At 67.3% G+C, this 17180-nt stretch carries 13 protein-coding genes; 5 read left to right on the plus strand and 8 right to left on the minus strand.

The features are described from left to right. Positions 1-162 precede the first annotated feature (162 nt). The 6 genes from cmk to DFP85_RS03450 all read right to left on the minus strand — a co-directional run bounded on the left by cmk (position 163) and on the right by DFP85_RS03450 (position 8635). On the minus strand, positions 163-852 hold the full coding sequence (cmk, locus tag DFP85_RS03425; protein ID WP_133634933.1) for a (d)CMP kinase: 690 nt from the start codon (positions 850-852) through the stop codon (positions 163-165). Beyond that, positions 849-3119, minus strand: a complete 2271-nt coding sequence (locus DFP85_RS03430) for a bifunctional prephenate dehydrogenase/3-phosphoshikimate 1-carboxyvinyltransferase (RefSeq protein ID WP_133634934.1) — start codon at positions 3117-3119, stop codon at positions 849-851. Before DFP85_RS03430 ends, cmk begins: the two co-directional genes overlap by 4 nt. 15 nt (positions 3120-3134) lie before the next feature. Then, the gene (gene pheA, locus DFP85_RS03435; RefSeq protein WP_133634935.1) at positions 3135-4226 is read right to left on the minus strand and encodes a prephenate dehydratase; all 1092 of its coding nucleotides are present in this window, start codon (positions 4224-4226) and stop codon (positions 3135-3137) included. Between the two features lie 3 nt (positions 4227-4229). Continuing rightward, positions 4230-5333: a 3-phosphoserine/phosphohydroxythreonine transaminase gene (gene serC, locus DFP85_RS03440; RefSeq protein WP_133634936.1), complete on the minus strand. Its 1104-nt coding sequence runs from the start codon at positions 5331-5333 to the stop codon at positions 4230-4232. A 15-nt stretch (positions 5334-5348) separates the two neighbouring features. Beyond that, complete coding sequence (gyrA, locus tag DFP85_RS03445) at positions 5349-8096, minus strand: DNA gyrase subunit A (RefSeq protein ID WP_133634937.1); 2748 nt, start codon at positions 8094-8096, stop codon at positions 5349-5351. 119 nt (positions 8097-8215) lie between these two features. Continuing rightward, positions 8216-8635, minus strand: coding sequence for an acyl-CoA thioesterase (locus DFP85_RS03450; protein ID WP_133634938.1), 420 nt, complete (start codon positions 8633-8635; stop codon positions 8216-8218). Between the two features lie 162 nt (positions 8636-8797). On the opposite strand from DFP85_RS03450, the gene DFP85_RS03455 reads away from it, so the two are divergent. From DFP85_RS03455 to DFP85_RS03475, 5 genes are all read left to right on the plus strand, one after another. Continuing rightward, positions 8798-9730: a recombination-associated protein RdgC gene (locus DFP85_RS03455; RefSeq protein ID WP_106232182.1), complete on the plus strand. Its 933-nt coding sequence runs from the start codon at positions 8798-8800 to the stop codon at positions 9728-9730. Between the two features lie 26 nt (positions 9731-9756). Further along, positions 9757-10923 (plus strand): 1-acyl-sn-glycerol-3-phosphate acyltransferase, encoded by a 1167-nt coding sequence (locus DFP85_RS03460; RefSeq protein ID WP_133634939.1) that lies wholly within the window; start codon positions 9757-9759, stop codon positions 10921-10923. Between the two features lie 31 nt (positions 10924-10954). Further along, positions 10955-12142, plus strand: coding sequence for a cation diffusion facilitator family transporter (locus DFP85_RS03465; RefSeq protein ID WP_133635038.1), 1188 nt, complete (start codon positions 10955-10957; stop codon positions 12140-12142). Positions 12143-12207: 65 nt separating this feature from the next. Continuing rightward, a complete protein-coding gene (locus DFP85_RS03470) occupies positions 12208-12945 on the plus strand; it encodes a transglutaminase-like cysteine peptidase (protein ID WP_243737190.1) in 738 nt (245 codons plus the stop codon). Positions 12946-12949: 4 nt separating this feature from the next. After that, complete coding sequence (locus DFP85_RS03475) at positions 12950-14866, plus strand: EAL domain-containing protein (RefSeq protein ID WP_133634940.1); 1917 nt, start codon at positions 12950-12952, stop codon at positions 14864-14866. Between the two features lie 68 nt (positions 14867-14934). Here the strand turns inward: DFP85_RS03475 and DFP85_RS03480 are convergent, their stop codons facing one another. Both DFP85_RS03480 and DFP85_RS18860 read right to left on the minus strand, forming a co-directional pair. Then, positions 14935-15273: a tryptophan synthase subunit beta like protein gene (locus DFP85_RS03480; protein ID WP_133634941.1), complete on the minus strand. Its 339-nt coding sequence runs from the start codon at positions 15271-15273 to the stop codon at positions 14935-14937. A 105-nt stretch (positions 15274-15378) separates the two neighbouring features. Further along, positions 15379-17180 (minus strand): calcium-binding protein (locus DFP85_RS18860; RefSeq protein WP_166644590.1); only part of this gene is annotated, 1802 nt, incomplete at its 5' end.

The following is a 17180-nucleotide window of genomic DNA, read 5'->3' on the forward strand; positions in this document are numbered from 1 at the left end:
TTGCCGCCTTCTCCGCACCACCAGCGAGTGCGGGCCTTATTTACCAAGCCCCCGGGGATGTTGGCGCTGGTTCGACCTGGCCCGGCTCACGGCGCTGCTTTATCAAACCAAGAAGTGCCGGACCACGTCATCACATCCTGCCGGAGGCGCCGCAAGGGAGTGTCAGGTGGCGGATGCCAGACCGCGTTCGGTCAGCAACTCCGTCAGCCGATCCACCACTTCCGGTATCGTCAGGCGCGTGGTGTCAAGCGTGATGGCATCGATGGCCGGCTTGAGCGGGGCCACGCTGCGCTGCATGTCGCGGGCATCGCGCGCCTGAATCTCCTTTAGAAGACTCGATAGACTAGCATCCACCCCGGCCTCCCGCAACTGGAGGTGGCGCCGTCTCGCCCGCTCCTCGGCACTCGCGGTGAGGAAGATCTTCAGCGGGGCGTCCGTGAACACCACGGTGCCCATGTCGCGCCCGTCGGCGACCAGGCCCGGGGCCTGCCGGAAGTCGCGCTGGCGCTGCAGCAGCGCCTGGCGCACCGCGGGCAGCGCGGCGACCCGAGAGGCGGCATCGCCCACCTGCTCGGTGCGGATCGCGGCGGTAGCATCCCGCCCCTCCAGCAGCACGGTGGCGGCATCATTCTCGGCGACGAAGACCACGTCCAGCGTGGCGGCGATGTGGGCCAGTGCCGGCTCGTCGTCCAGGGGCACCTCGTGTTTCACGGCGGCCAGGGCGGTCAGGCGATAGAGCGCTCCGCTGTCGAGCAGGTGCCAGCCCAGGCGTGCGGCGACCAGGCGACTGATGGTACCCTTGCCTGCCCCGCCCGGGCCATCGATGGTCAGTACCGGTGCCGAATCGCTCATGACGCCTCCCGCTGTTCCTCGAGGGTCAACCCGACCCGGCGCGCCAGGTCGATGAAGCCGGGGAAGGAGGTGGCCACGTTGGCACAGTCGTCGATGATGATCTCGCCGTCGGCGCGCAGCGCGGCGATGGCGAAGGCCATGGCGATGCGGTGATCCCCCAGGCTGTCGATGTGGCCGCCGCCATAGCGGGCCCCCTCGCCGCCCTCTCCTTCAGGACGGCCGACGATATCGATGCCATCCTCGAGCAGCACATGCTCGACGCCGAGGGTGGCCAGGCCGTTGGCCATGGCCTGAAGCCGGTCGGACTCCTTGACGCGCAGCTCCTCGGCGCCCCGCAGGCGGGTGATGCCCTCGGCGTTGGCCGCGGCGATGAACAGCGCCGGGAACTCGTCGATGGCCAGCGGCACCTGCTCCACCGGGATGTCGATGCCCTTGAGCGGCGCGTAGCGGATATGCAGGTCGGCTACCGGCTCGCCGCCCACCTCGTGCTCGTTCTCCAGGCGCAGGTCGGCGCCCATCAGCTGGAGGATATTGATCACGCCGATGCGGGTCGGGTTGATGCCCACGTGCTCGAGCACCAGGTCCGAGCCCGGCGTGATCGCCGCGGCTACCAGGAAGAAGGTCGCCGACGAGATGTCCGAGGGCACGTCGATGGGGGCCGCGGTGAGCCTGCCGCCCCCCTGCAGCCAGCAGGTGTCGCCCTCGCGGTACACCTCATAGCCGAAGCCCTGGAGCATGCGCTCGGTGTGGTCGCGGGTCGGTGCCGGCTCGCGCACGCGGGTCTCGCCCTCGGCGTAGAGGCCGGCGAGCAGCAGGCAGGACTTCACCTGGGCACTGGCCATGGGCATGTCGTAGGAGATGCCCTTGAGCGGCCTGCCGCCGTGGATGTGCAGCGGCGGACGCCCGCCCTCGGCGGTATCGATCTCGGCGCCCATGGCTCGCAGGGGATCGGCCACCCGCCCCATGGGGCGCTTGGTCAGGGAGACATCGCCGGTGAGCTCGGTGTCGAAGGCCTGGCCCGCGAGCAACCCGGCGAAGAGGCGCATGGCGGTACCGGCATTGCCCACATAGAGCGGCCCGGCAGGCGGCTTGAGGCCGTGCATGCCCACGCCGTGGATGGTCACGCGGCCCTGGTGGGGCCCCTCGATGGCCACGCCCATCTCGCGGAAGGCCTGCAGGGTGGCCAGGCTGTCCTCGCCCTCGAGGAAGCCCTTCACCTCGGTGACCCCGTCGGCCAGCGCCCCGAGCATGATGGAGCGATGGGAGATCGACTTGTCGCCGGGCACGCGGATCCGCCCGGTGACGCCACCACCGGGGCTGACCCGGTAGCGCAGCTTGCCGTGTTGTTGCATCTGGTACTCCGCCTGATAACTGGTCTGGTTGAGCAGGGATTCGAAATAGTGCCGGGCGTGACTGGCCCGGTCGAAGGTGGCCAGCATGGCATCGCCGTCGCCGCGCTCCACCGCGCGGCGCAGCCGGGCCACGCCGGCCTCGAAGTCGTCCAGGGCGGCGAGCACCGCATCGCGGTTGGCGACGAAGATGTCGCGCCACATCACCGGGTCGCTGCCGGCGATGCGCGTGAAGTCGCGAAAGCCGCCGGCGGCGTAGCGGAAGATCTCCAGCCGCTCGTCCTGGCGGGCCAGGGTGTCCACCAGCGAGAAGGCCAGCAGGTGCGGCAGGTGGCTGGTCCGTGCCAGCACCTGGTCGTGGCGGGCCACGTCCATCTCCAGCACCTCGGCGCCGCTGGCCTCCCAGAGCGCGCGCACCCTGGCCATCGCGGCCGGGTCGGTATCGGGCTCGGGCGTCAGGATCACCTTGTGGCGTGAATAGAGCCCGGCATCGGCGGCCGCGACCCCGCTCTTCTCCGAGCCGGCAATGGGATGGCCCAGCACCAGGTTGGTCGGCATGCGACCGAAGGCGGCCACGGCCGCCTCGCGGATCGCCGCCTTGGTGCTGCCCACATCGGTGACGACGACATCGGGCGCGGCGCGATCGATCACCCCGGCCAACTGGGCCATCACCGACTCCATGGCCAGTACGGGCACCGCCAGCACCACCAGCGACGCGCCCTCGACCAGCGCCTCGAGGCGGGTGTCGCCGTTGTCGATCAGGCCCATCTCGATGCCCCGGGCGATCTCGTCGGCATCGGGGTCGCAGGCGAGGATGGTGCCCCGAAATCCGGCGGCGCGCAGCGCGGCGGCAAGCGAACCGCCGATCAGCCCCAGGCCGACGATCAGGATGCGCCGCTCATCGGGCGGCGTCTTCATGATGCCCGCCATCCCTCAGAGCACGCCGACGGGATAGGAGCCCAGCACCTTCACCTCAGCGGCGCGTAGCTGGACCTCCTCCAGCATGGCCGCGACGCGCGGCTCCTCGCGGTGCCCCTTGAAGTCGATGAAGAACACGTAGTTCCACACGCCGGTACGCGACGGGCGGGTCTCCAGGCGCGTCATGTCGATCTGGTGGCGATGGAAGGGCTCGAGCAGGTCGTGCAGGGCCCCGGGCTGGTTGCGCATCGCGACCACCAGCGAGGTCTTGTCCTCGCCCGAGATGGGCACGTCCTGGTTGCCGATGATCAGAAAGCGCGTGGAGTTGTCCGGGCGGTCCTCGATCTTCTCGGCCAGCTTGGCGAGCCCATAGAGCTTGGCGGCCATGTCGCCGGCGATGGCCGCGCTGTGCCACTCGGTCTTGACCAGGCGGGCGGCCTCGGCATTCGAGGAGACCGGCACCCGCTCGGCCTGGGGAAAGTGGGCGTCGAGCCACTTGCGGCACTGGGCGAAGGACTGCGGGTGGGAGTAGATCCGCGAGACCTTGTCGCGACGGGTCGTCTCGGCCACCAGCAGGTGGTGGTGGATGCGCAGCACCACCTCGCCACAGATGCGAAGCCCGGAATCCATGAAGGAGTCGAGGGTGTGGTTGATCACCCCCTCGGTGGAGTTCTCCACCGGGACCACCCCATAGTTGACGGCGCCGGCCTCCACCTCGCGGAACACCTCGTCGATGGCGGCCATCGGCAGGCTGATGGCGCTCTCGCCGAAGTGCTTGAGGGCGGCCTGCTGGGTGAAGGTGCCCTCCGGCCCCAGATAGGCAACCTTGACCGGCTGCTCCAGGGCCAGGCAGGCCGACATGATCTCGCGGAACAGCCGCGCCATCTCCTCGCTGTCAAGGGGCCCCTGGTTGAGCTCCATGATCCGGCGCAGCACCTGGGCCTCGCGCTCGGGGCGATAGAACACCGCGCCAGGCTCATGCTCGGCCTTGATCTCGGCCACCTGCTGGGCACAGGCCGCCCGCTCGCTGATCAGGCGCAGGATGTCGTTGTCCAGGGCGTCGATGCGCTGGCGGAGCGCCTCGAGGCTGACGGTAGGCTCGGTCATGGATTATCCCCTGCGTTTCTCGAAATCGGCCATGAAGTCGATCAATGCCTCGACGGCGGCCTCGGGCACGGCGTTGTAGAGGCTGGCCCGCATGCCCCCCACGCTGCGATGTCCCTTGAGGTTGAGCAGCCCCGCCGCCTCGGCCTCGTCGAGGAACAGGCGGTCCAGCTGCGGGTCGGCCAGCACGAAGGGCACGTTCATCCGCGAGCGGTTGCGCAGCGTGATCGGGTTGGCGTAGAGAGCGCTGCCGTCGATGGCCGCATAGAGCCGGGCCGCCTTGCGGCTGTTGATGGCGTCCATGGCCGAAAGGCCGCCGATATCGCCCTTCAGCCAGTCGAAGACCAGCCCCGCCAGGTACCAGCTGTAGGTCGCCGGGGTGTTGACCATCGAGCCCGCCTCGCTGAGCGCCCGGTAGCCGAAGAGCGACGGCATGTCGTCACGGGCCTGGTCCAGCAAGTCATCGCGCACGATCACCACCACCAGGCCCGCGGGCCCGATGTTCTTCTGGGCACCGGCGTAGATCACCCCGAACCTCGAGACATCCAGCGGGCCGGAGAGGATGGACGAGGACATGTCGCAGACCAGCGGCACCTCGCTGCCATCCGGCCGGCGGGCCTCGGGAATGTAGTCGAAGGCGAGCCCGCCGATGGTCTCGTTGGCGGTGTAGTGCAGGTAGGCGGCGTCGTCGGACAGGACGATCTCCTCCTGGCGCGGCACGGCACTGTGGCCGTTCTCCTCGCTGCTGGCGGCCACATGGACGTCGCCGACCAGGTGGCGCGCCTCGCTGATCGCCTTCTTGCCCCAGATGCCGGTGTGCAGGAAGTTGGGGCGGCCACCGGCCCCCAGCAGGTTATAGGGCAGCGCGGCGAACTGCAGGCTGGCGCCGCCCTGGGTGAAGAGCACCCGGTAGTTGTCGGGAATGGCCAGCAGCTCGCGCAGGTCGGCCTCGGCCCGCTCGGCGATGGCGACGAAGTCCTCGCCACGATGGCTCATCTCCATCACCGAGAGGCCACGGCCGCGGTAGTCCAGCAGTTCGTCCCGGGCTCGCTCCAGCACGGCCGTGGGCAGCGCGGCCGGGCCGGCACAGAAGTTGTAGTGACGTGTCATCAGCGTTGCGTGTCCTTATTCCTGGTCCTGCTCACCGCCGGCCTCCTGTGCCCCCTCATCTGGTGCCGCATCGCCGGATGATGCGACTCCCGACTCGTCGCCCGCCTCGACCGGCGCCTCAAGGGGGGCCTCCAGGGCCTCCTCGGGCTCGTCGATGCGCACGGTCTTGACCAGCTTCTCGTCGTTGCCCAGGCGGATCAGCATCACCCCTTGGGTGTTGCGCGAGCTGATCGAGACCTCGTCGACCCGGGTGCGTACCAGGGTGCCGCGATCGGTGATCAGCATCATCTCGTCGGTGGCGTAGACCTGCATGGCCGCCACCAGGGCGCCGTTGCGCTCGCTGGTCTGCATGGCGATCACGCCCTGGCCGCCACGCCCGCGCAGCGGGAATTCCTCGAGGCGGGTGCGCTTGCCATAGCCGTTCTCGCTGGCGGTGAGGATGTAGATCTGGCCGCCGTTGCCGGCCTCGACGCTCGCGCCCTCCTCGGCCTCGGCCTCGGACTCACTCTCCAAACCGGCCTCGGCATCGATCTGCTGGCTCTGCGGGATGATTAGGCTGATCACCTCGCCATCGCCGAGCAGACGCATGCCGCGCACGCCGCGGGCGGTGCGGCCCATGGCGCGCACGTTGGACTCCTCGAAGCGGATCGCCTTGCCGTTGGAGGAGAGCAGCATGACATGATCACTGCCCGAGGTGATGGCGGCGCCCACCAGGCGGTCACCCTCCTCGAGGTCGATGGCGATCAGGCCCACGCTGCGCGGCCGCGAGAACTGCTCGAGGCTGGTGCGCTTGACGGTGCCGCGCTCGGTCGCGAAGAAGATGTAGCTCTGCGGGTCGTAGTCGCGCACCGGCAGGATGGCGTTGATCGCCTCGCCCTCATCCAGCGGCAGCAGGTTGACCAGCGGCTTGCCCCGCGAGCCACGGCTGGCGACGGGCATCTCGTAGACCTTGAGCCAGTAGACCTTGCCGCGATTGGAGAACAGCAGCACGGTGTCGTGGGTCGAGGCCACCAGCAGGTGCTCGATGACGTCCTCGTCCTTCATCGCCGTGGCCGACTTGCCGCGCCCGCCTCGGCGCTGGGCCTGGTAGTCGGAGAGCGGCTGGGTCTTGGCGTAGCCGGTGCGCGACACCGTGACTACCATGTCCTCCTCGGCGATCAGGTCCTCGAGGCGCAGGTCGAGGTGGCTGGCCTGGATCTCGGTCTTGCGCGGGTCGCCGAACTGGTCGCGCACGGCGATCAGCTCCTCGCGGATCACCTCGAGCAGCCGCTCGGCGGAGGCCAGGATGGCGGTGAGCTCGGCGATCTTCTCGAGGATCGAGAGGTACTCGTCGAGAAGCTTCTCGGTCTCGAGCCCGGTCAGGCGATGCAGGCGCAGCTCGAGGATCGCCTGGGCCTGGGCCGGCGACAGGCGGTACTCGCTGCCGGCCTGGTTGAGCCCGAAGCCCTCCTCGAGGTCCTCGGGCTTGCAGGAGGTGGCGCCGGCACGCTCGAGCATGCCGGTGACCTGCCCCGGCTGCCAGGACTTCGCCAGCAGCTTCTCCCTGGCCTCGCTGGCGTTCGGCGAGGCCTTGATCAGCTCGATCACCTCGTCGATGTTGGAGATGGCGACGGCCAGGCCCTCGAGGATATGGCCACGCTCGCGGGCCTTCTTCAGCTCGAAGAGGGTGCGGCGGGTGACCACCTCGCGGCGGTGGCGGATGAAGGCCTCGAGGATCTCCTTGAGGTTGAGGATCTTGGGCTGGCCATTGTCGATGGCCACCATATTGATGCCGAAGACGGTCTGAAGCTGGGTCTGGGCGAAGAGGTTGTTGACCACCACCTCGCCGGACTCGCCGCGCTTGACCTCGATGACCACGCGCAGGCCGTCCTTGTCGGATTCGTCGCGCAGTTCGGCGATGCCCTCGATCTTCTTCTCCTTGACCAGTTCGGCGATCTTCTCGATCAGCCGCGCCTTGTTCACCTGGTAGGGAAGCTCGTTGACGATGATGTGGTCACGGCCGGTCTTGTCGTCATGCTCGATGGTGTGGCAGGCCCGCACGTAGATGCGGCCGCGGCCGGTGCGGTAGGCCTCGAGGATGCCGGCGCGGCCATTGATGATGCCGCCGGTGGGAAAGTCCGGGCCGGGGACATGCTCCATCAGGTCGTCGACGGTGAGGGTGTAGTCGTCGATCAGCGCCAGGCAGGCGTTGATGATCTCGCCCATGTTGTGGGGCGGAATGTTGGTCGCCATGCCCACGGCGATGCCCGAGGAGCCGTTGATCAGCAGGTTGGGGACCTTGGTGGGCAGCACCTCGGGGATGCGCTCGGTGCCGTCGTAGTTGTCGACCCAGTCGACGGTGTCCTTCTCCAGGTCGGCCAGCAGCTCGTGGGCGAGGCGTGCCATGCGTACCTCGGTGTAACGCATGGCGGCGGCGTTGTCGCCGTCGATGGAGCCGAAGTTGCCCTGGCCATCGACCAGCACATGGCGCATGGAGAAGTCCTGGGCCATGCGCACGATGGTGTCGTAGACGGCACTGTCCCCGTGGGGGTGGTACTTACCGATGACATCGCCCACCACGCGGGCGGACTTCTTGTACGGCTTGTTCCAGTCGTTGCCGAGCTCGTGCATGGCGAACAGCACGCGCCGGTGCACCGGCTTGAGGCCATCGCGCACGTCGGGCAGCGCACGGCCGATGATCACGCTCATCGCGTAATCGAGGTACGACTGCTTGAGCTCGTCCTCGATGTTGACTGGCAGAATCTCTCTGGCGATGTCACCCATGGGTCGTCGAATCCTTTGCACTGCAACAGGTTGGCGCGTCACGTGGCCGTGACATGGCGCGCAATATCAGCCTGGCATCATACCATCCCGGACGGTGCAAAGGGAGCTGTGCAAGGGGGCTAAGGCAGGACCAGTGCCGCCATGGCCTCGCGGATCTCGCCGCCGATCTCGATGGCCCGATTGGCCGCCACGTCGAGCAGCACGAAGGTGATGTCGGCACTGGCCACCGGCTTGCCGTCCCGCACACGACGGACCTCCTGGTGCATGCGGGCACGCCGCGAGCCGAGTTCGGCAAGCCGGGTCAGCACCTCCAGGTCGTCGCCGGCAACGGCGGCACGCCGGTAATCGATGTTGAGGTTGACGGCGACGAAGGCCACGTCGCCCTTCTGCAGGAAGACGGCCAGCCCGGGACGGTCGTCGAAGTAGGCCCAACGGCCCTCCTCCAGGAATTCCAGGTAGCGGGCATTGTTCACGTGGCCATAACCGTCCAGGTGATAGCCTCTGACACGCAGGGCGGTGCGGGAGATGCGGGGATCCATGCCGGGGGACTCCTGAGCGGGGAAAACCTCGATTCTAGTCACGGCGGCAGCCGACATTCAAACCACCGTTTGAACACTGGCCTGTCACGCCGCCCGCCCATGCGCTGGCACCGGCGCCTCCCTTTGGCCATAATGTGCCCCTTTTCTCTCGGGAAATGCTCCATGTGGTTCAAGCACTTGCACCTCTACCGCCTGCACGACGCCCCTGAGCTGGATGCCGCCAGCCTGGAAACCGCCCTCGGCGAGCAGGCCTTCCGCCCCCTGGGGGGCAGCGAGGCGCGTCGCCTGGGGTGGTCCGCGCCGGCCGGCCGGGCCGGGACGCAGCTGCTGCACGAGTTGCAGGGCCAGCGCCTGATGACCGCCCTGCGCCAGGAACGCATCCTGCCCGCCTCGGTGGTCCGCGAGGAGGTCGAGGAGCGCAGCGAGGCCATCGAGACCGGCGAGGGCCGCAAGCTGCGCCGCCAGGAGAAGCTGGCGATCAAGGAACAGGTCTACGAGGAGCTGCTGCCCCGCGCCTTCGTGCGCAGCCAGAAGGTCGACCTGTGGTGGGACAGCCGCCGGGCGCTGATCGCCGTCAATGCCAGCTCCCGCAAGCGAGCCGAGGAACTCCTCGACCTGCTGCGCGAGACCCTGGGCAGCCTCAAGGTGACACCGCTGGCCAGCCAGACGCTGCCCATGCGCGCCATGACCACCTGGCTCGGCGACCCGGGCTCGCGGCCGGCCGACCTGGTGCTCGGCGACCAGGTGGAACTCAAGGCCAAGGGCGACGACGGCGTGCTGCGTGCCCGCCAGGTCGACCTCGACAGCGACGAGATCCAGCAGCTGCTGGAGAGCGGTCGCCAGGCCAGCAAGCTGGCACTGTCGATCGAGGGCCGGCTAAGCTTCGTGCTGCATGACGACCTGGCGATCAAGTCGCTGCGCTTCGACGACGCCTTGATCGACGAGGCGTCCCAGGCCGACGATGGCGATGACGCCCTGGTGCGCCTGGAGACCGACTTCATCCTGATGACCCAGGCGCTGGCCGAGAACATCGAGCGCCTGATCGAGTGGCTGGGGGGCGAGGCCGGCAGCGCCGGTGACGCCCGCAGCGCCTGATCGCTTCCGACCACAGCCTGGATCCCATGACCGAGACTCACCACACTCCTGCATCCGACCCCTGGGCCGAGATCCGCCCCTACCAGGACGACGAGGTGGCCGAGGTCCTCGCGCGCCTGGCCCATGATGCCGAGCTGCTCGATGCCCTCACCCGCTATCGGCTGCCGCGGCTCAGCCGCCTCATGCCGCGCCTCTCGCGCCTGCTGGCCAGCATCGCCATCCGCCGCGAGGTGCGCGGCGTGACCGGCGTGAATGACTTCCAGATGCGCATCGCCAGCTACATGCAGCGCATGATCCGCACCTCCACCGACACCTTCGAGGTGGCGGGGCTCGAGTCGCTGGACCCGGACAGGGCGTACCTGTTCATCGGCAACCATCGCGACATCTCGCTCGACCCGGCCTTCGTCAACTACGCCCTCTACCTGGCCGGGCGCGACACCGTGCGCATCGCCATCGGCGACAACCTGCTCAAGAAGCCCTACGTCAACGACCTGATGCGCCTCAACAAGAGCTTCATCGTGCCGCGCAGCGCCCGCGGCAAGCGCGCCATGCTGGCCGCCTACCAGAACCTCTCGGCCTACATCCGCCACTCCATCCTGGAGGACAACCACTCCATCTGGATGGCCCAGCGCGAGGGGCGTGCCAAGGACGGCATCGACCGCACCGACCCGGCGATCATCAAGATGCTGACCATGGCTCGGCGCGGTCGGGAGCGCCAGGCGAGCATCGGCGAGGCCATCGCCGAGCTGCGCCTGGTGCCGGTCTCGATCAGCTACGAGTACGACCCCTGCGACCTGCAGAAGGCCAGGGAGCTTCACGCCATGCAGACCAGCGGCAACTACGAGAAGGGCGAGTTCGAGGACATCAGCTCCATCGTCGCCGGCATCACCGGCCACAAGGGACGGGTGCAACTCACCTTCGGGACCCCGCTCGCGGCGGACTTCGATGACCCCGAGGCCGCAGCCGCCGAGATCGACCGCCAGGTACTCGCCGGTTACCACCTCTTCCCCAGCCACTTCCTGGCCCTGGAAGCCCTGGGCGAGGCCCCCGACCTGCTCGACCTGAGCGAGGTCAGCGACGCCGACCGCGCCCGCTTCCAGGCTCGCCTGCAGACGGTGCCCGACGACCTTCGCGAGTTCTGGCTGGCCCAGTACGCCAACCCGGTGCTCCACAAGGCGGGACGCTGCCGTTGAGGGCCGAGGCATGAGCCACGAGAAGCCCGACATGAACGCCCAGGCGACCCACTCGCAGGGGCCGGCCAAGGATCGCGCCACCCAGACCCGCGAGGCCCACAAGGTCACGCTGGTCGGCGCCGTCATCGATTTCGTGGTCGGCGTGGCCAAGATGGTCGCCGGCTTCGCCGTCGGCTCGGCGGCCCTGGTGGCCGACGGCATCCACTCCTTCTCGGACATCCTGACGGACCTCTTCGTCGTCGCCGCCACCCACTTCGGCCGCCAGGAGCCCGACAGCAACCACCCCTATGGCCACGGCCGCATCGAGACCCTGGCCACCCTGTGGCTGGGCAGCGTGCTGATCTTCGTCGCCGGGGGCATCGCCTGGGCGAGCATCACCCGTCTGCTGGGCGGGGAGCCGGTGCCCGCCCCGGGGCCCTGGGCGATCGGCATCGCCGTGGCGGCCCTGCTCGCCAAGGAGTGGATCTTCCGCTATACCCTGCGCGTGGCCAGGCGGGTCGCTTCGCGGCTGCTCGAGGCCAACGCCTGGCACTCGCGCTCCGATGCCCTCTCCACGGTGGTGGTGCTGGTGGGCCTGGTGGCGGCCCAGTTCGGTGCCGGCTGGATGGATGCCGTGGCCGCCATCGTGGTGGGTATCATGGTCGGCCAGGTTGGCGGTCGCCTGCTGTGGGAGTCCAGCCAGGAACTCATCGACACGGCGCTGCCGATCGCCCAGCGCGACCGCATGCGGGAGATCGCCGAGCGCGTTCCCCATGTCAACGGGGTGCACGACCTGCGGACCCGCAAGCTGGGCAGCGACGTGATCCTCGACCTGCACATCGTGGTGCCACCGCGGGTCACCGTGTCCGAGGCCCACGAGATCGGCAACGAGGTGAGCCGGCGCCTTCGCGAGGCCTTCCCGGAGCTCGCCGACGTCACCTTCCACATCGACCCCGAGGACGATTCGGGCGAACTGGAGCACAGCCTGCGTCCCGGCCTGCCCCTGCGCAGCGACGTGGTGGAGCTCCTCGATGGCGTGTGGCACGGGCTGCCGATCTGGCACGCCCGGGTCGCGCTGGACCTTCATTACCTGGACAACCAGGTGGACGTCTCCCTCTACGTCAAGGCGCTCCCCGACGGCCAGAGCCTCGAGGGGGCGGCCGGTGAACTGCGACGTGCGGCCCAGGCGCTCGACTGGGTCGGCCGGCTGCGGATCTGGCTGGGCCCCGGCAAGGGCTGAGTCGCCCGACATGATGCCACTCACTCCCCTCGCATTAGGGGTCTACGCCCCCTAGACTTGAGCAAATGCTCATTCAGGCCCGCTGCATGCCGCCGCCTTCGCCCCGGACACTCGATTCGCCCGGGCGCCGCCGTTTCCTGGCGGGGCTCGGTGGCCTGTCGCTGGCCATCGGCCTGGGGCTGCGCCCCTCCCCGGGCGAGGCCAATCTCTCGCCCGAGCGCCTGCGTCGCAGCATGCAGGCCCAATATGGCGCGCACGGGCTGGAGAGTCTCGAGGCCTGGTTCGCGCTGCTCGACCGGCTGCGTCCTGCCGACCTGCAGACCCGCCTGCGCGAGGTCAACGCCTTCTTCAACCGGCGGGTCCGCTGGCTCGACGATATCGACATCTGGGGCCAGGAGGACTACTGGGCCACGCCGCTGGAGACCCTGGGCCGCGGCCAGGGGGACTGCGAGGATTTCTCCATCGCCAAGTACATCACCCTCAAGGAGCTGGGGGTACCGGGCGACGAGTTGCGCATGATCTATGTCCGCGCACGCATCGGGCGGAGCGGCATCACCCAGGCGCACATGGTCCTGGGCTACTACGAGACCCCCGCGGCGGACCCGCTGGTGCTCGACAACCTGGTGCCCTCGATCACCCGCGGCTCGCTGCGCGACGACCTGGACCCGCTGTTCAGCTTCAACAGCAGCGGCCTCTGGGCCGGCGGCTCCACCCGGTCGCGCGCCGACCCGGTGGCCCGCCTGTCGCGCTGGCGACGCGTGATCGGTCGCATGCAGGAGCAGGGATTCATACAAGGGGGATAACAAGATGTCGCTCATCAAGCAGCTCTGGCTGACCATCGTGGTACTGCTGCTGCTCGCCTTCGGCGGCAGCCTGTTCATCGGGGTCAGCTCCAGCCGGGCCTACATCGAGCAGGAAGTGCGCATCAAGAATGCCGACAACGCCAACGCCCTGGCGCTGACCATGAGCCAGATGCCCAAGGACCCGGTGACCCTGGAGCTGCTGGTGGCCGCCCAGTTCGATACCGGCCACTACCGGCGCGTGGAGCTGCGCGACCCGCAGGGCGAGATCATCGAGCAGCGCCGCGCCGGCGAGGCGATCGAAGACGTGCCGGCCTGGTTCGTCGACCTGGTGCGCTTCGAGGTGCCCCCGGGACAGGCCGTGGTACAGGACGGCTGGCGACAGTTCGGCACCCTCACCCTCCAGAGCCAGCACAGCTTCGCCTATCGTTCGCTGTGGCGCAGCAGCCTGGAGCTGGTCGGCTGGTTCGCCCTGGCCGCCGCCCTCAGCCTGCTGCTGGCCTGGTGGATCGTGCGCACCATCCGACGCCCGCTGCGCAATGTCGTCGACCAGGCCCTGCACATCGGCGAGCGGCGCTTCACCACCATTCCCGCCCCGCGCACGCGGGAGCTGCGCGAGGTAGTGGAGGCCATGAACCAGCTCTCCGCCGCCGTCCGCGACATGCTCGGCGAGGAGAGCCAGAAGCTTGACCTGCTGCGCCGGCGGCTGCAGCACGACGGCGTGACCGGCGTGCTCAAGCGTGAGGCCTTCCTGGCCCAGTTGCAGATCCACCTGGAGAGTCATGATTCCCGGGCCAGCGGCACCCTCGCCCTGGTGCGCCTCGCCCGCCTGGCCGAGGTCAACGAGCATCTCGGTCATGGCGAGACCGACGCCCTGCTGCTTGCGCTGGCCAGCGGCCTGGACCAGTTCGGCAAGGTCCGTGGCGGCGGGGTCGTGGGGCGCCTCAACGGCAGCGATTTCGTCCTGCTGCTGCCCGGCGCCCATGACCTGGAGCCGCTGCGGCATGAGCTCGGCAAGCGCCTCGCCGCGCTGAGGGAGCAGAGCAGGGTGCCCCTCGGGCTGCCCGCGGCCCTGGTCGACTACGCACAAGGCGACCAGCGAAGCGTGCTGCTGGCAAGCCTCGACGGCGCCCTTGCGGCCGCCGAGACCCGTGGCGACCAGAGCCTGGTCATCGCCGAGGGGCCCCAGCGCCGCAGCCTGTTCACCAGCCATGGCGAGTGGCGCCGAGCCCTTCAGGAGGCCATGGCCAAGGGCATCTACCTGGCCCACTACCCGGTACTCGATGGCAACGGCGAACTGCTGCACTTCGAGAGCCCCTCGCGGCTGCGCCTTAACAGCGAGTGGCAGCCCGCCGGGGTCTTCATGCCCTGGGTCTCGCGACTCGAGCTCGACAGCCGGCTCGACCTGGCGGTGATCGACGAGGCCGTGCGAGACATCACCCAGCGCGGCAAGCCGCTGGGCATCAACCTCTCGGCCGCCTCGATCCAGGATGCCCGCTTCGTCATGGAGCTCCAGGCACGGCTCAGGGCCCGGCCCGACGTCGCCGAGCGGCTCTGGCTGGAGATCCCGGAGTCCCTGGCCATCCACGACCTGGCCAGCTTCCGCAGCCTGTGCCACGCCCTGCAGCCGCTCGGCTGCCGGATCGGCCTGGAGCATGTCGGCGCCGAATTCACCCGGATCGCCGACCTTCAGGACCTTGGGCTCGGCTACCTCAAGATCGACAGGACGCTGGTCAAGGGGGTCGACAAGGTCGCTGAGCAGCAGACCATCCTGCGCGGCATGGCCACGCTCTGCCATTCTCTGGGGATACTGGCCATCGGCGAAGGGGTCGAGAACCGCGAGGAGGCACGAATGCTCTTCGAACTGGGTCTGGACGGCGCCACCGGCCCGGGCATCCGTCAGCACGACAAGCCGATGGGCTGACACGATGCGGGCCGGCCCCCTGGAGAATGCCGGCCCGTGTCGTCAGGTCACCGGGCGACTTGCCCGGTCTAGATCACCCCGCTCTCCTCGTCGCTGCCGGACACCAGCTGCAGGCCATTGAGGCGGCGACGCAGCGACTGGCGCTCCATCACCTTCTCCTGGGCGGCCGGCGGCAGGTCGGTGAAGCTGATCACCCCCTTGTCCATCAGCACCTCGATCACGTCCTCCAGCACCCGCACGAAGGCCAGGTCCGAGGCCTGGAAGCGTGCCGCGCCGTAGCCCACCTCGCCCTCCATCAGGAAGGCCAGCAGTTCAGGGGAGTCCGCCGGCAGGTACTCGCTGCACGCCGGCGTCTCCTCGCGACTGACCAGCTCGATGCGTCCTTCACCGTCGCGCTTGATGTACATGGGAGGCTCCTGAAAAGATCCTGACGGCAGCCTAGGCGGCCGCAGCGTGAGGCAACAAGCCAGCGCCCGGCAATGCCAGGCGCTGGGGGCGAGGGAGCGAACGGGTTACTCGATGTCGAGTTGGCCCTCGTTGATCAGGGATTGGAGGAACTGAGTGGAGTCCATCTCCCCCATGTCGACATTGCTGAGCAGGATTGTCTGATCGGCGGCGCTGACATCGTCGGCGGTCAGGCTACCCTCCGAACTGATATACAGGATGGTATCGGAACCACTCTCCTCTGCCTGGATGTATCCGGAGAGGTCTGCAACGTCGGACATGTTACTCAGCAGGTCGGAAACATCCAGCACATCCCCTTGCGCCGAAGTGAAGTCCGTCACCGTATCCTCGGCCGGATCAGTGCTCGTACCTTGGTCACCGAAGTTCCAGACGAAGGTGTCAGCACCGGCACCACCTGCCAAGCTCTCATTGCCTGGACCGCCGACAAGGATATCGTCTCCGGAATCCCCACTCAGGGCGTCATCGCCCGCCAATCCAACAAGCGTGGAGGCCTGGTCAGTTCCTGCATCCAAAGTGTCGTCGTTATCCGTCCCCATCTCGATCAGGTGATCATCCGGACTCAACTGAAGGCTAATGGCATCCTCGATCAAGGCCGTATCGCCATCAGCGTCAGTCAAGTTCAGATCAAGGGCGAAATCCACCGCTTGACCCGGGGTAACAGCGACCCCGCTGAAGCTGTTAACCGTGAATGCAGTACCAGCATCATAATGAAACTCAAGGCTACTGAAGCCATCATCGGTCACGGCGGCAAGCGCAGTGCCATCAACTACCCCCCCGACAAGAACCTGGCCTGTGTAGTCAGGATCATCCCACACGAAGGTAAATATCTGCCCGCCTACCGTGGCGGACTCAGTCCCAGAGTAGACGGTCAGTGATTCCTCACCGTACTGAATGACTACGGCTGTAATTGGATCGATATCTCCATTGCCAATGGAGATATCATCCGGATCAGCGCTGATGCCATCATCATAATCGTCGTAGGCAGCCAGTCGCACTGTGCTAGATCCCGACTTCACTCCTATGATCGCCCCAGCCCCTTGGACGGTGTAATGGGTATCGTAAGAGATGGGACCTTGCTTGGGATCTCCAGTGAGCCCTGTGACAAAATCGATCCGGATGCCCTCATTGCCACCAATCGTCATTCCTGTACCGGTTGCGAAATCATTGCTGCTGGAGTTTACCGTAGATCCAGTCTCCGTCGGGGTTAACAAGATATCCCGATCACCTTCTGTTGAGTCATTTAAGAAGAAATATGGTGAATTTCCACCCTCAGGCTCAAAGCCGCCTTCCGCCACCGCGAACGTGGAGGCACCACCATCGATCTGCTGGTGAAGAGTGAGTGAGTAAGTATCACTCGAATCATTCAAGCCTGCATCCGGGTTAAGCTCAACAGTGAACACCTTGTAGAATTCATTTTCCGCAGAAGCAACGTTGCTGTAGCTGCTATTGGCCAGGGTCGAACCGACAAGGGTCAAACCATCGGTGTACAGATAAATCAACGAACCGGAAGCGGTGAGTTCTGATGCAGTTCCACTATCCGCGATTCCAGCGAAGCTGATCGTTCCACCCTGATCTGCCCCATAGTTGTTATCGATATTACTGTCGATATCGAGGGGAATAGCGGAGACAGACTGACCAGCCAAGTTAACTAGATATCCCTTCTCGGGCTCAATCATGAAAGGCGCGTCGTCGACGATCCGGATATCCAGCGCGGCGCTGGCACTGCTGCCGTCGGCATCGGTGATGCTGACTGCGAAGCTGTCGAGGTAGCCGCCGTCGGTGGCGTCGGCGACGCTGTCGTTGTCGACGGTGCTGTCGAGCGTGTAGCTGTAGCTGAGGGTGCCGCCGG

It is taken from the genome of Halomonas ventosae (assembly GCF_004363555.1).
Lineage (GTDB): Bacteria > Pseudomonadota > Gammaproteobacteria > Pseudomonadales > Halomonadaceae > Halomonas > Halomonas ventosae.